The organism is Neorhizobium sp. USDA 3394 (assembly GCF_056280385.1).
Genome location: NZ_JBWCDU010000001.1, coordinates 2,299,520 through 2,313,577, shown reverse-complemented (window position 1 = coordinate 2,313,577; position 14,058 = coordinate 2,299,520). Strand labels below are relative to the sequence as shown.

Sequence of the window (14,058 nt, the reverse complement as noted above, 5' to 3'; positions counted from 1 at the left end):
GGCGCGACTTCGCCTCGGCCATCCCGGCCGCCATTCTGCTCGGAACGATGCTCCTGTGCTTCTGGGCGGCTGTTCCGGCCTTGCGATGGGCTGACGCGTTGTTCGGAGATTTCGTTCCAGCGGAGCTGATGGGCGACCTTTCAGGTGCGATGACCGTCTATGCGCTCGCCTGGCTCGTCACCAGCTCCGTTGGCGGCATCCTCGGGCGGGCGCTCATCCCGTTCGGCTATTATGCAAGGATGGCGTGGTGGCGCTTTACGCTGCTCGTATGCGTCAACCTCGCGGCCCTCGCGACGGTCATGTCAGGCGGTGACGTCCTCGACGCAGTCATCGCCTCGTCGGTTGCCAATGTGGCCGTCAATGTCGTCATTCATCTCGACTGCTTTTGTCTCTGGCGGCGTGAGGAAAATCGGCTTCGCCGTCCCGGATCTGCGCAGGAGCTGCTCCAACCTCGCGAGGAGCCTGTTCCTGTCGTTCCGCGAACTGCTCGCAATCGGCAACCAGCAGGGCATCCGGCTGCTCATAGCACCGCTCGCCGGCGTTGGTCTTCTCGGTGCGTTCACCGCGACCCGGACGCTGTCCAATCTCGCGACGCAGGGCATCAATGCGCTTGCAGGTCCGCTCGAGCCCGAGCTTTTGCGTTATCTGAGGGAGGGGGAGGCCGGTGCGGCGGAAGCCGCGGTCACTTGCAGCTGGGTTTTCGTGCTGGTCGTCATCGGCCCCGCCTGCCTTTTGTTCCAATGGGCGGCGCCTGGCCTTTTCCTCTGGTGGACCCGTGGCAGCTTCCACCTGGACCCGTTGCTGTTCGGCTCGCTCTGCGCCTGCATCATCGTCTACGGTTTGGCCCAGCCGCTGGCTTCGATCGTCCGGGGAAACAATATCCTGCTGCCGCAGATCGTCGCGAACGGCATGTCTCTGCTGATTGCGGCGATCGGTTGTTACCTAACGTTGACCTCATGGGGGTTGTCGGGCGCCGGCTTCTCGCTTCTGGCGGCAGAGATCGCCAGTTTCCTGATTTATGCCGGAGCCGCCTGGGCCTTGCTCCGAAAACTGCGGTTGCCCCTGCCAATCATCCCCGCCTTCGCCGCATCCGCTTGCGGCGGCCTCGCGGTGATCGTCGGGCTGCTCGCCATGGCGATCTGGCCTCAATCGGCCGGCTGGTCGTCCATCCCGGCGATGATCGGCTCGCTGCTGGCTGCGTGGATGGCCTATCGGTCCCTGCCAGCCAACATGCAGTTGATCCTTCAAAGGCGTCTTCCAAACCTGTCCCGCAGGCGGGCTGTTCTCACGGGGGATCGGCCATGATCGGGAGCGGAGGTCTGGCGAGCGGCGATGTGGCATTCGGCCGTGGTTCCGTACAAGGGCAACGTCGCCGCAATTCCCGTTACGTTACCCAGGCCCGCTGGGGCGTGGCGATTGCGATCCTGCTCTGCACGGCAATCCAGCTGGCCATATCGCTTGAGTTGGCCAACATGTTCGGTGCCGTTTCAGCCGGATTGACCGGGATTCTGGTATTTTCCTACTGCACCAAACCGAGTCGCATCGAGCGTCATACGATCTCGACGCTGGTGGTGCTCGGTTTTCAGATCCATTCGAGCCTGGCTGCCCTCATGGTCCAGACATTCGCCTGGAAGCCGATCACCTTCAATCTCGAGGCGCCGGTAGCGACGTTTTCCGTTCTGGCTCTTCTGCAGATATGGGCGGTGGCGCTGCATTGGTTCTATGCGCAGTCGCGGCTAATGCAGGCCGCGACGGGTACCATCCGCCAAAGGATCTTTGCGCCGCTCGGCCTCTATCGTTCGCCCACAAACCGGCAATTGTGGTGGATGGGGTTGCTCGGGTCGTTTGCCTCCTGGTACGTGCATGCCGACCGCTGGGGCGAGGACAATTTCGGCGATATCGCCTTCAAACTGCTCGCCGGCCTGTCTCAATTTTCCGTCGCGCCCTTCCTGATCCCGATCGCTGGCTACCTCATCGATCCGCCGGGCGGCAAGCGCTCGGTCAACTGGCTGGCGCTAAGCGCCTACTGCGCCCTGACGCTCTATATCGCGCTGGCGCGCAACAGCCGCGGCGTGTTCGCGGTCAACGTCCTGACCGTGCTGATCTGTCTCGCCTTGGCAGTTGTGATAGGACGCTTCATCCTGACGAGGCGGCGCGGGATCTGGCTCGCGGTTACCGTCGTGATCAGCCCCATCCCGGCGGGCATCCTTTCGGATCTCGCGACCGCCATGGTCATTGCCCGTGACGATCGTTCCGACCTCTCGTCGCAGGACCTCGTCCTCTCGACCATCGACACGTATTTCGATCGGGAGGCGCTGCAATCCCGGCAGGAGATGGATCGGATACTGGCCGAGGGCAGCTATAACGAAATCTACATCGACAATCCGCTGCTGGCGCGCTTCGTCGCCACCAAATACATCGACCACAACATCGCTCTCGGGCTTTCGCTGTCGCAGACCGGTGAGGGGCTGGCCCGCGAAAACGCTGTCAACCAGCTGCTATTGCTGCTTCCGACGCCGGTCCTGAATTTCTTCGCGCCCGAACTCGAAAAATCCGGCAACGCCTTTTCGTCCGGCGATTATTACAACTTCCTCGTCACCGGCGATGAGCTGGGCGGGTATCGCACCGGCTCGTCGATCGCCGATGGCTTCGTCGTTCTCGGCTCGTTTTATCTGGTTGTGTTCGCCATCTTCGCCCTCGCCACTTTCATTGTCGGCGACGCGCTCGCGATCCGGATGCGGGATGGACATGTGCTGCTTTCAGCTCTGGCCTGCATCTGCATCGTCCGCTTCTTCATGAACGGCCTCATGGACGAATCCGTCGCGGTCCAGGTAGGCAACCTTGTCCGGGCGCTGCCGCAGACGGTGCTGCTCTACGTCCTGATGTTCTGGCTGACGAGGGGCGTGAAGCTGAGATGAGGCTCCTCTATATCGGTGCGGAATCGGGAACCAGCCTGCAGCGGGCAGCGGCATTCGGGCGTATCGGCCTGGAAGTTCTCCACCTGTCGCCTTATGCTCAGCTGCCAACCCATTGGGCGCCATGGCTGAACAGGGCCGGCGGCCCCGGCATCGACCGTCTCGTGGCAAACGGGCTCGGCCGGAGGATCGGCGGGCAGCGCTTCGATTTCGCCGTGGTGGATTGCGGCGACGTGGTCGGACCGGCCGCCCTGAAGATTATCCGGAATGCGGCGCCAGTCGTCGTCAACTATAACGCCGACAATCCCTATCTGGACCCGTCCCCGGAGCGCCTCCGCTGGACCATTTTTCACCGCGCCCTCCCGTACTACGATCTGGTCGTCGCCATGCGCCGCGACGGCATCGAGGAGATGATGGCGAGGAGAGGCGCAAGACGGATCGACACGATCTGGCAGTGCGCGGACGAGGTGGTGCATCGCCCTCCATCACTGACACCGGAGGAGAAAAGCCGATGGTCCTCCGAGGTCGTTTTCGTCGGCACGTGGATGCCCGGACGTGGCGCCTTCCTGGCGCGGCTGATCGAAAAGGGCCTGCCGCTCGCGATCCATGGGGCCCGCTGGAAAAGAGCAACGGAATACCGGCTGCTCCGCCCGCTCATCCGCTCCGATCACCTTGAAGCGGCGGACTACACACGCGCAATTTCCGGCGCGAAAATCGCTCTGGTTCTGCTGAACGGCCGAAATGCCGACCTTCATACGACCCGCTCCGCCGAAATTCCCGCCATCGGCACCGCCATCTGCGCGCCCCGCACGCCGCATCATCAACAGCTTTACAAGGAGGGTGAGGAGGCGGTCCTTTTCGACGGAGCGGATGAATGCGCGGAGGCTTGCAAACGCCTGCTGGCGGATGACGGCAGGCGCCAGACGATCGCCGATGCCGGTCACCGGCGCACGTTCGCGAACGGGACTTACAACGAGGCCCTGACCCGGCGGATCGTCGAGCGGGTCGCTGAGATAACGCGAGGCGGCGGGCGATGAGGACGACGGAGGCGCAGAATGCCGGCATTCTGTTTCTGGCTCTCGACACTTACGGCCGGACGGGCGGCATCCAGCGCTTCAACCAGCGGGTTATCGTTGCCCTGGCGGAGATCTCGGGCGAAAAGGGCTGGAAGCGGCCGGTCATAAACATCATGCGCGATGGCAAGGCCGACATTCCTGAAACCACATCGGCTGCAATCCGCACCTTTGGCCCCCGGCGACTGGATTTCATCGTTCTCTCGGCTGTCGCAGCCCTCAACTGCGAAATCCTGTTCCTCGGGCATATCAACCTCCTGCCCGTCGGGCTCATCTGCAAGCTGGTCGCTCCGAGAATAAAACTCGTGCTGTTCGTCCATGGCGACGAGGTCTGGAACGATCCGGGGCATCGCCGAATGCGGTTTTATGAGCCGCTTATGGCAAGAGCCCTCAGCCGGATCGCCTCCGTCAGCACCTTCACGGCAAGCCGGATGCAGAAGGCGTTCAAGGTTCCCGCCGAGACGTTCAGGCTTTTTCCGAATGCCGTCGACGATATCGACCGGCAGCCCGAATCGAGCGGCCGGAACATCCTGACGGTCGCCCGGCTGGATCGGCATGACCGCGGCAAGAATATCGACGCCCTGATCAAGGCGATGGCTCTTCTCAAGCGCCGCAACGTGGAATGTATCCTCCGGATCGTCGGCGATGGGCCGCTCAGATCGGAACTGGCGTCGTTGGCCCATGAACTTGCGGTCGAAGAGAGGGTCGAGTTCCTGGGCCGAGTATCGGATGCGAGACTGGCCGAGGCCTATGCCGAGGCCTGCCTGTTCGCGATGCCCTCCTCCAAGGAGGGGTTTGGCATCGTTTTCCTGGAGGCCTGGCTGCACGGCTTGCCGGTGATCTGCGGCACGCAGGATGCCGCGGCGGAGATCATTACCGATGGAGTCGACGGGTTTGCCGTGGACCCCGGGGATATCGAAATGCTGGCCGCGAAAATGGTGATGCTTCTCGCCCATCCGGACATTGCAGCGGCAATGGGAAGGGCGGGGACCGAAAAGGTCCGCTCCCGCTATCTCATGAGAAACTTCAAAGGAAATCTCGAAAAAATCATCGCGGAGCTGCCATGAGAATTCTTAACATGATCGCCAGCGCCGATCCCGAAACCGGAGGCCCGATCGAGGCGCTGCGGCTGACTGGACTGCAAATGGCGCGTCTGGGGCATGCGGTGGAAGTCGTGACGCTGGACAAGCCCTCGGCGCCCTATGTGAAAGAGTTTCCCTTTCCCGTTCATGCCTGCGGGCGATGGACGCGGAAGTATGGATACACGCCGGAACTGGGACGCTGGCTCGCCGCCAACGTCGATCGTTTCGACGCCGCGGTCATCCATGGCCTCTGGAACCATGCCTCCGTCGGCGGCTGGTCGGCCCTGAGGCGCGCCGGCCGGCCTTATGTCGTCTTCACGCACGGCATGATGGATCCATGGTTCCGCGAAACCCACCCGCTCAAGCACATCGCCAAACAGGCGTTCTGGCTTGCCTGGCAGGGCAGGGTTCTCCGGGATGCAGCGGCAGTCCTCTTTACCTGCGAAGAAGAGCGCCGCCTGGCGCGCGGCGTCTTCCGGGGCTACAGTTACGCGGAGCGCGTCGTCGCCTTCGGCACGGCCGATCCGCCGGCAGGGGTGGAGAGCCAGCTTGCCGGATTCCACCGGCTTCTGCCGGAGTTGAAGGCCAAGCGGTTCCTGCTGTTCCTCGGCCGTTTCCACGCAAAGAAAGGCTGCGCCCTCCTCATCGAAGCCTTCGCGAGGATCGCCGCGTCCGATCCCGATCTCGACCTGGTGATGGCGGGGCCGGATCCGTCCGGGCTGAAATCGAAACTGATTGCCCAAGCCGCCAGGGCCGGCATCGCCGATCGCATTCATTGGCCGGGCATGGTGGCAGGTGATGCGAAGTGGGGTGCCTTCCGGGCCGCCGAGGCCTTCGTCCTGCCGTCGCACCAGGAGAATTTCGGGATCGTCGTCGCCGAAGCCATGGTCTGCGCAACGCCGGTGCTTTTGACCGACAAGGTCAATATCTGGCGTGAAGTGCAAGCTTGCGGCGGCGGCATGGTCGGGCCCGACACGTCGGAGGGCATCGAAAACCTGCTCCGGTCATGGCTCTCGCTCTCCGGGGACGGCAAAAGCGCCATGCGCGCCCATGCCCGCGCGGGCTTCGAACGGCATTTCCGCATCGAGGCGGCGGCGCGCGATCTTATCACCATCCTGCACTCCATCTCCGCACGAGGCCTTCATGAAGCCGCTTGACGCGAAGACGTACAATCCGCGGGCGGGAGCCCCGAGCTTCCCGCTGAGACATCGGTTGTTCCGGCTCGCGTGGAACCTCGTCTGGAGCCTTTTCGGCCGCTGGACGCCGGTGCCGCTGTTTGCATGGCGCCGGTTCCTGCTGCGTCGCTTCGGCGCCCGGATTGACCGGACGGCGCGGATCTATCCCCGCGTCGAGGTCTGGTATCCGCCGAACCTCGCCATGGCCGCCTATTCCTGTCTCGGAAGGGGCGTGAACTGTTACTGTATGGATCGCATCGAGCTTGGCACTCACGCAATCGTCTCCCAGGGAGCCCATCTCTGCACCGGCACGCATGATGTCGACGATGCGGATTTCCAGCTGGTTACGAGACCCATCGCCGTCGGCGCGAATGCCTGGATCGCGGCGGAAGCCTTTGTCGGGCCGGGTGTCACTGTCGGGGAGGGGGCCGTGCTCGGCGCCCGCGCCGTCACCTTCCGCAACCTCGATCCGTGGACGATCTACGCCGGCAACCCGGCCCGGAAATTGCGGCGGCGCTTCGAGCAGGACAAGCCCGGCATCTTTCCGGTGCGGTTGAACTCCTGACTGGGACAAGTCGTCGAATGGCCAGCCTTGCCGTCCTCATCCTCACCTATAACGAAGAGCGCCACATCGCCCGCGCCTTGAAAAGCGTCGCGCCATTCGCATCCGAGGTCTTCGTCATCGATTGTTTCTCCACCGACGGCACGGTCGAAATCGCCCGGTCGCTCGGCGCAACCGTGCTCAGCAATCCCTGGATCAACTATTCGAAGCAGTTCCAGTGGGGGCTCGACAATGCCCCGATCACCGCTGACTGGATCATGCGGCTCGATGCGGATGAGGTGATCGAACCCGAACTGGCCGTGGAGATCGCCGACAAGCTTCCCACCCTCGCGGCCGATGTCGCAGGCGTCAATCTCAAGAGAAAACACATCTTCCTCGGACGCTGGATCCGCCATGGCGGACGGTATCCGCTCATCCTTACCCGCATCTGGCGGCGGGGGCAGGGACATGTGGAGGACCGCTGGATGGACGAGCACATCGTCGTGAAGGGCGGCCGCATAGTCCTTTTCGACGCACCGTTCTCGGATCGCAATCTCAACGATCTCAGCTTTTTCACGGCCAAGCACAACGGCTATGCAACTCGAGAGGCCGCCGACGTTCTGGGTCGTCGTTACGGGCTGTTTCCGGAGGATTTTGGGCTATCGAGAGAAGGGTCCTCGCGACAGGCTACCATCAAGCGGCGCATCAAGGAGCAGATCTATAACCGGCTCCCGTTTCAGGTCGCTGCGCTCGGCTATTTCCTGTTCCGCTATATCGGCCAGCTCGGCTTCCTCGATGGCCGCGAAGGGCTGATCTACCATGCCCTGCAAGGTTACTGGTATCGTTTCCTCGTCGGCGCGAAGGTCATGGAGTTCGACCGGTCGCTCCGCTCGCTTAAAACACTTGAGGAGAAGCGCGCGGCGCTGGCGCGATTGACGGGGCTGCCGCTCTAAAGCGACAGCCCTCAAAGCGCAGCGGTTCAGGCAACGCCTACACTCGGGAAGGCGGCCCAAAAGAGCGTGGAGCCCGCCCCTTCGGCGGCGACCACCAGCAGGCTTTCGCCGGCATTCAACATATAGCCGGTCTTGCCTGATATCTTGTTGAAGAGCTGTGTGCCGTTGGTATTGACCGCCAGATCCGCCGATCCGGCGTTGACGATATGAAACGGCAATCCTACCAGCGAGGACGCATCCGACGAATTCGTGATCGCGGGCAGCGTGCAGACGAGCATCGACGCGGCGTCGAAGGTGACGAGGCCGGCATCCAGTGGATGCAGCACGGTATTCGCGGTCTTGAGCGTCGACTTCATTCCGATTCCAAAGCGGGGATAGATGAAGCTGTTGCCACCCCTGACCTCCAGGTCACCTTGGTTCTCCCCTGCGTCGCCGCGAATGTTGAATGCAGCCAAGCCGTTGCGGGTCTGATCGGTCCACAGACCTGATAGCATTGCGTGGCGGCCAATTCCGCGCGCGCCGTGAAACTGGCTGGTGGCTGAGGCAGTGTCGAAATCGGTAGTTGTCGTGTTGCTGCTGTAGAACCGGCTGAAGCCGGTTGCGCGTCCGACGACGTCTGCATTCTTGTCGCCCGGCACTTCGGAGATGTTGAGGTCGCAGCCCTGCGCATTCTCCATGTAAATCCCGGCGCCGGAGGCGCCTTCAACGTCCACGCCGAGGAAGCGTGAATTGGAAACGAACGCGCCTTCGTTGCGGGTGGCCAGTTCGAAACAGGGCATGCCCCAGGACGAGAGCATCAGCGAGCCGCTGCCGGATGCGACTACGGCCGGGGAGGTGAAGGCCTTGCCGATCTCGATCGTATTGCCGCTCACCGACTTGACGACATAGACCCGCCCCGCGGTGATCCCGTAATCGCTGCTCGTGAACGCGACGGGCATGCGCGCCCGGAATTTGCTGCCGTCGGCGACTGCGATATTCGCCGAACCGTCGGAGAAAGTCGCGCTTACCAAAAGCTCGGTTCGGTTGAAGGCGTTGTTCTGGATGCGGTCGGCATACATCTCGTTCAGACGGGCGCCGTCTCCGCCGGCTTCGAAGACGATACCCCGGCAGAGTCGATTGTCTCGTCCATCGGCGGGAATGATGTTGAAGAGCGAATCGAAGCGGCTGTTTCCGGGCATCAGGGTCGAGCCCGGCAGCAACGATGCGTAATACTGGCCGTTTTCGCAAAGATGCGTCCAGACCCGGGAAACGTCCGTGTGCATGAAGTTGGCAAGGAACATGCCCCAATCGCTGCAGTCGCGGATGAAGAGATCGTGAATGGTGGAAAACTGCAGGCCGATATTGTTCACCGCGCCGATGCTGATGGCGCGCGTGAAGCCGGTAAAGCCGATATGCTCGCATCGCCAGCCGGTAATGCAATCGCTGGTGATCGTCGCGGACGGCGAGCCAAGGTCTGCGTCATTGGTGGCAAAAGCCGGAAACGAGCCGTCGCCGGCAAGCACGGTCCCGCCGATGAAATCCCATCCGCTGTCCGGGAGGGTGCCGTTGAGGTAGTTCAGCACCGGCTGCACGCCCTGGTAACCGATGCCGGAGGCGACGGGGAGGGGTTCCGTGAGCGTGATCACCGCATCCGGCAGCAGGATGATGCCGCCGCCGCCCGCCGCGACCGCTGCCGCATGGACGGCCCGGATCGCCGCTTCGGTGGCATCGGAGGGAATGTAGAGTTTTGGAATTTGGCGCGATGGCATCGTGTCAGTCCTCCAGGCCGATGAATCGGCTGATCGTGCGTTGGTTGATGGTGAGCCGATTGTTTTCCGCGTCGGCAAGCGCGTTGCCTTCGGCGTCCATTAGGGTGAACCCGTCCTCCTCGGGCGGCTTGCCGCCACCGGCGGAGAAAGTGCCGGGGCCAATCAGGGAAAGTCCGAGATCCAGCATCATCCCCTCCCGCCTCGAACGCTCACCGTCCGGCACGAAGCGCATCCGCCGTCGCCTCCCGTGTTGATGTCGTGTCCGAGATCATGTCTTCCCATTCCTGCCTCCTCGGGTTCCAGGCCGCACCACACGTTTTCCGTCGGCGGGCGTTTCAGAACCTGATTTTAGAAACGGGTTGAGGAGCGGGGACGAAGTGGCAGGAAAGATTCGACGAATGATCGGCGGCTCGGGGAACCGTTCGGCCGCGAAACACCTGATATGCCTCGCGGATCGGAAGCTGCGGGCCGGCCGCAACGGAGCTCGCTGTTGCGCTCGCGGCGGATGTTCATCCCCGCGATAGCCAAGAGAATCGAGTCGGATTGTGCGCGTTCGACCGGAAACCGGCGCGTCAGACGCATCGATTTGATCTTCCGGAGGAGTGGAAGCTGGTCGCAGATGCCATGGGGAGTGTGGAAATGGTGGGCGATGAGAGACTCGAACTCCCGACATCCTCGGTGTAAACGAGGCGCTCTACCAACTGAGCTAATCGCCCGTTCGCGATTGCGGAGCCTCAAGGCCCGCCGCGTCGGTGGCCGTGATCTATGCGGATCGCGGAAAAACCGCAAGGGCCTTCATGATGTTTTTTTGAAAATTTTGGGGAAGAGCCGACTGGACAGGGGCAGGAGAGGGCAAAGCGACAGGACGTCATCCTTTTGTCTTGAAACGTGCTTGACACCCGATCCCGAACCTCTTAGTTAGCCGCTCAACCGAGCGATTGAGGTCGCCCGGCCAAGAGGTTTCGACCTCAAGAGAAATGCGCGGGTGTAGCTCAGTTGGTTAGAGTGCCGGCCTGTCACGCCGGAGGTCGCGGGTTCGAGCCCCGTCACTCGCGCCATTCTCTTCTTTGAACAACCCGCTTTTTACGCTTTTTGGGCGTAGGGGGCGAGCCGTCAGTCGGCATTATGCGCGGGTGTAGCTCAGTCGGTTAGAGTGCCGGCCTGTCACGCCGGAGGTCGCGGGTTCGAGCCCCGTCACTCGCGCCATTCCCCACCCAGAAGAATGTGCTTCCCTATATGATCTGGCCGCCACAGGCCCCTCGCGGTTGCGGTCTGAGGTTGTCGCTATGATACAGCCGCTGATAATCGTTTGAACTGCTCCATTTTGGCGCAGGATGCGACATTCAAAAAGCTTGCGCCGGGGCTTCGGCTGCGCTAACCACGGCTTGTTGCAATGCACGTTCGCTTTGCCTGTGCATTGATAATTCAGGCGTCGTCTCCCGACGCTTCAGGCAAGCTGGGATCGAATACAATGAGTGAACTCCTCACTTCCTATATCCCGATCGCGATTTTCATCGGCATTTCCCTGGTGATTGGCATCGCGCTTCTGGTTGCGCCGTTCGCCATCGCCTACAAGGCGCCCGATTCGGAAAAGCTTTCGGCTTACGAATGCGGCTTCAACGCCTTCGACGATGCGCGCATGAAGTTCGACATTCGATTCTACCTGGTCTCGATCCTCTTCATCATCTTCGACCTCGAAGTCGCCTTCCTTTTCCCGTGGGCGGTGTCGTTCGGTGCGATTGGCTGGTTCGGCTTCTGGTCGATGATGGTATTCCTCGCCGTTCTGACGATCGGCTTTATATATGAATGGAAGAAAGGAGCGCTGGAATGGGAGTAGTCGACAACGGCAGCACCCTCGTCGCGCCGCAGCCCAAGGGGATCATCGATCCGAATACGGGCAAGCCTATCGGCAGCGACGACGCGTTCTTCGGCGAGATCAACAATGAGCTCGCCGACAAGGGTTTTCTCGTCACCTCCACGGACGAGCTGATCACCTGGGCCCGCACGGGCTCGCTGATGTGGATGACCTTCGGCCTCGCCTGCTGCGCGGTCGAGATGATGCAGCTTTCGATGCCGCGTTACGACGTCGAGCGCTTCGGTTTTGCGCCGCGTGCCTCGCCGCGCCAGTCGGACGTGATGATCGTCGCCGGCACGCTGACCAACAAGATGGCGCCCGCGCTCCGCAAGGTCTATGACCAGATGCCGGAGCCGCGTTACGTCATTTCGATGGGCTCCTGCGCCAATGGCGGCGGTTATTACCACTATTCCTATTCGGTGGTGCGCGGCTGCGACCGGGTCGTGCCGATCGACATCTATGTTCCGGGCTGTCCCCCCACGGCGGAGGCACTGCTCTACGGCGTGCTTCTGCTGCAGAAGAAGATCCGACGGACCGGCACGATCGAGCGCTGAGGGCCAGAGGCTAAGGGTAATTGGACAAGATCATGAGTGAAGCCCTGAACGAGCTTTCGACCTACATCCGCGAAGCGCGTCCGTCCCTCGTGTCGGATGCGGAAATCGCCTATGGCGAGCTGACGCTGACCGCGACGGCGGAAAACCTGCTGCCGCTGCTGACCTTCCTGCGCGACGACGTGCAGTGCGGGTTCATCAGCTTCATCGACATCTGCGGTGTGGATTATCCGGCGCGCGAAAAGCGTTTCGACGTGGTCTATCATCTTCTGTCGCCCCGCCAGAACCAGCGTATCCGCATCAAGGTCGCGACTGCCGAGGACGAGCCGGTTCCGTCCGCCTGCCCGGTTTATCCCGGCGCCGATTGGTTCGAGCGCGAAGCCTGGGACATGTACGGCATCCTGTTCACCGGCCATCCGGACCTGCGCCGCATCCTGACGGACTACGGTTTCGAAGGCCATCCGCTGCGCAAGGACTTCCCGACCACCGGTTTTGTCGAGGTTCGCTACGACGACAACGCCAAGCGCGTCGTCTACGAACCCGTCGAGCTGCGCCAGGAATTCCGCAGTTTCGACTTCTTGAGCCCGTGGGAGGGGACGGATTACGTCCTTCCCGGGGATGAAAAGGCCAAGGTCTGAGGCTGGCGCGCCTGCGCCGGTCTAACCGTACTTCTTTCCGCTTGACGCCCGACGGGCACGGAGCAAGCAGCAATGACTGAACATAACGTTCGCAACTTCAATATCAATTTTGGGCCTCAACACCCCGCAGCGCACGGCGTCCTCCGCCTGGTGCTCGAACTCGATGGTGAAATCGTCGAGCGCGTCGATCCACATATCGGCCTGCTTCACCGCGGCACCGAGAAGCTGATCGAGACCAAGACCTATCTGCAGGCGGTCCCCTATTTCGACCGCCTCGATTACGTCGCGCCGATGAACCAGGAGCATGCTTTCGCGCTTGCCGTGGAAAAGCTTCTGGATATCCAGATCCCGATCCGCGGCCAGCTGATCCGCGTTCTCTATTCGGAAATCGGCCGCATCCTCTCGCATCTCCTCAACGTCACGACGCAGGCGATGGACGTCGGTGCGCTGACGCCGCCGCTCTGGGGTTTCGAAGAGCGCGAAAAGCTGATGGTGTTCTACGAGCGCGCCTCCGGTTCGCGCATGCATGCGGCCTATTTCCGGCCGGGCGGCGTCCATCAGGACCTGCCGGCAGAACTGGTCGAGGATATCGGCAAGTGGTGCGACCAATTCCCGGCCAAGCTCGACGACATCGACGAACTGCTGACCGGCAACCGCATCTTCAAGCAGCGCAACGTCGATATCGGCGCCGTCAAGCTCGAAGACGCCTGGGCCTGGGGCTTTTCCGGCGTCATGGTGCGCGGTTCGGGCGCTGCCTGGGACCTGCGCCGCTCGCAGCCTTATGAGTGTTATTCCGACCTCGAATTCGACATCCCGATCGGCAAGAACGGCGACTGCTACGACCGTTACCTGATCCGCATGATCGAGATGCGCGAGTCGGTGAAGATCATGAAGCAGTGCGTCAACCGTCTGCTCGGCGATGCCAGGACCGGCCCGTTCTCGTCTACGGACGGCAAGGTCGTGCCGCCGAAGCGCGGCGAGATGAAGCGGTCGATGGAAGCGCTGATCCATCACTTCAAGCTCTATACCGAAGGCTATCACGTCCCGGCGGGCGAGGTTTATGCGGCCGTCGAAGCCCCGAAGGGCGAGTTCGGCGTCTTCCTGGTCGCCGACGGCACCAACAAGCCCTATCGCTGCAAGATCCGCGCGCCGGGTTATGCCCATCTCCAGGCCATGGATTTCATCTGTCGGGGACACCAGCTGGCCGACGTTTCGGCGGTGCTCGGTTCGCTCGACATCGTCTTCGGCGAGGTGGACCGCTGATGATCCGCGCCGTCGTTTTCGCTGCCATTCTGTCTGGTGCTCCGGCTGCCTTCGCGCAGCAGCCGCAGACCGACGGCGCGATTTCGACCCAAGGCGGCGGATCGAAGTCGATGAAGGATCTCCTGTCCGACGGATACGAGATCAAAACCTCCGTTCCCAGTGGAACAAAGTTCATAGTGTTCATGCAGAAAGACAAGTCTGCCTATGCCTGCGAATTCGTGTCGCTCACGAGATCGCGGTGTGGATCCATAAACTGATAAGGCG

14 protein-coding genes and 3 tRNA genes are annotated in these 14,058 nt (G+C 62.0%); 14 read left to right on the top strand and 3 right to left on the bottom strand.

What is annotated here, in order from left to right:
- The first annotated feature begins 360 nt into the window (after window positions 1-360).
- From ACZ9EJ_RS11135 to ACZ9EJ_RS11105, 7 genes are read left to right on the top strand one after another with little or no spacing between them, the layout of a single operon-like run.
- A complete protein-coding gene (locus ACZ9EJ_RS11135; RefSeq protein WP_476099089.1) occupies window positions 361-1,305 on the top strand; it encodes a polysaccharide biosynthesis protein in 945 nt (314 codons plus the stop codon).
- Window positions 1,302-2,918, top strand: a complete 1,617-nt coding sequence (locus tag ACZ9EJ_RS11130; RefSeq protein ID WP_046640487.1) for a hypothetical protein — start codon at window positions 1,302-1,304, stop codon at window positions 2,916-2,918. Before ACZ9EJ_RS11135 ends, ACZ9EJ_RS11130 begins: the two co-directional genes overlap by 4 nt.
- Window positions 2,915-3,952, top strand: coding sequence for a CgeB family protein (locus tag ACZ9EJ_RS11125; RefSeq protein WP_046640488.1), 1,038 nt, complete (start codon window positions 2,915-2,917; stop codon window positions 3,950-3,952). Before ACZ9EJ_RS11130 ends, ACZ9EJ_RS11125 begins: the two co-directional genes overlap by 4 nt.
- Window positions 3,949-5,055 carry a glycosyltransferase family 4 protein gene (locus ACZ9EJ_RS11120; protein WP_046640489.1) on the top strand — a complete coding sequence of 369 codons (1,107 nt, stop codon included), beginning with the start codon at window positions 3,949-3,951 and terminating at the stop codon, window positions 5,053-5,055. The genes ACZ9EJ_RS11125 and ACZ9EJ_RS11120 overlap by 4 nt, the downstream gene beginning before the upstream one ends.
- The gene (locus ACZ9EJ_RS11115; RefSeq protein WP_046640490.1) at window positions 5,052-6,227 is read left to right on the top strand and encodes a glycosyltransferase; all 1,176 of its coding nucleotides are present in this window, start codon (window positions 5,052-5,054) and stop codon (window positions 6,225-6,227) included. The genes ACZ9EJ_RS11120 and ACZ9EJ_RS11115 overlap by 4 nt, the downstream gene beginning before the upstream one ends.
- Window positions 6,214-6,810 carry an LbetaH domain-containing protein gene (locus ACZ9EJ_RS11110; RefSeq protein ID WP_046640491.1) on the top strand — a complete coding sequence of 199 codons (597 nt, stop codon included), beginning with the start codon at window positions 6,214-6,216 and terminating at the stop codon, window positions 6,808-6,810. Before ACZ9EJ_RS11115 ends, ACZ9EJ_RS11110 begins: the two co-directional genes overlap by 14 nt.
- A gap of 17 nt (window positions 6,811-6,827) precedes the next feature.
- Window positions 6,828-7,739 (top strand): glycosyltransferase family 2 protein, encoded by a 912-nt coding sequence (locus tag ACZ9EJ_RS11105; RefSeq protein WP_046640492.1) that lies wholly within the window; start codon window positions 6,828-6,830, stop codon window positions 7,737-7,739.
- Between the two features lie 26 nt (window positions 7,740-7,765).
- Here ACZ9EJ_RS11105 and ACZ9EJ_RS11100 read toward each other — a convergent pair whose 3' ends face one another.
- From ACZ9EJ_RS11100 to ACZ9EJ_RS11090, 3 genes are all read right to left on the bottom strand, one after another.
- The gene (locus ACZ9EJ_RS11100) at window positions 7,766-9,487 is read right to left on the bottom strand and encodes a hypothetical protein (RefSeq protein ID WP_046640493.1); all 1,722 of its coding nucleotides are present in this window, start codon (window positions 9,485-9,487) and stop codon (window positions 7,766-7,768) included.
- Window positions 9,488-9,491: 4 nt separating this feature from the next.
- Window positions 9,492-9,719: a hypothetical protein gene (locus tag ACZ9EJ_RS11095; protein WP_046640494.1), complete on the bottom strand. Its 228-nt coding sequence runs from the start codon at window positions 9,717-9,719 to the stop codon at window positions 9,492-9,494.
- A gap of 408 nt (window positions 9,720-10,127) precedes the next feature.
- Window positions 10,128-10,203, bottom strand: a tRNA-Val gene (locus tag ACZ9EJ_RS11090).
- Between the two features lie 265 nt (window positions 10,204-10,468).
- Between ACZ9EJ_RS11090 and ACZ9EJ_RS11085 the strand changes: the two genes are divergently transcribed.
- From ACZ9EJ_RS11085 to ACZ9EJ_RS11055, 7 genes are all read left to right on the top strand, one after another.
- Window positions 10,469-10,545: transfer RNA gene (locus ACZ9EJ_RS11085), tRNA-Asp, on the top strand.
- Window positions 10,546-10,616: 71 nt separating this feature from the next.
- Window positions 10,617-10,693 (top strand) — tRNA-Asp (locus tag ACZ9EJ_RS11080).
- A gap of 265 nt (window positions 10,694-10,958) precedes the next feature.
- Entirely contained in the window at window positions 10,959-11,324 is a 366-nt protein-coding gene (locus ACZ9EJ_RS11075; RefSeq protein WP_046635498.1) for an NADH-quinone oxidoreductase subunit A, read from the top strand.
- On the top strand, window positions 11,315-11,896 hold the full coding sequence (locus ACZ9EJ_RS11070) for a NuoB/complex I 20 kDa subunit family protein (protein WP_007754646.1): 582 nt from the start codon (window positions 11,315-11,317) through the stop codon (window positions 11,894-11,896). The genes ACZ9EJ_RS11075 and ACZ9EJ_RS11070 overlap by 10 nt, the downstream gene beginning before the upstream one ends.
- A 32-nt stretch (window positions 11,897-11,928) precedes the next feature.
- Window positions 11,929-12,531, top strand: a complete 603-nt coding sequence (locus tag ACZ9EJ_RS11065) for an NADH-quinone oxidoreductase subunit C (protein ID WP_046640548.1) — start codon at window positions 11,929-11,931, stop codon at window positions 12,529-12,531.
- A 72-nt stretch (window positions 12,532-12,603) separates the two neighbouring features.
- Entirely contained in the window at window positions 12,604-13,794 is a 1,191-nt protein-coding gene (locus ACZ9EJ_RS11060; RefSeq protein WP_046640495.1) for an NADH-quinone oxidoreductase subunit D, read from the top strand.
- On the top strand, window positions 13,791-14,051 hold the full coding sequence (locus ACZ9EJ_RS11055; RefSeq protein ID WP_370649724.1) for a hypothetical protein: 261 nt from the start codon (window positions 13,791-13,793) through the stop codon (window positions 14,049-14,051). The genes ACZ9EJ_RS11060 and ACZ9EJ_RS11055 overlap by 4 nt, the downstream gene beginning before the upstream one ends.
- Window positions 14,052-14,058: the final 7 nt, after the last annotated feature.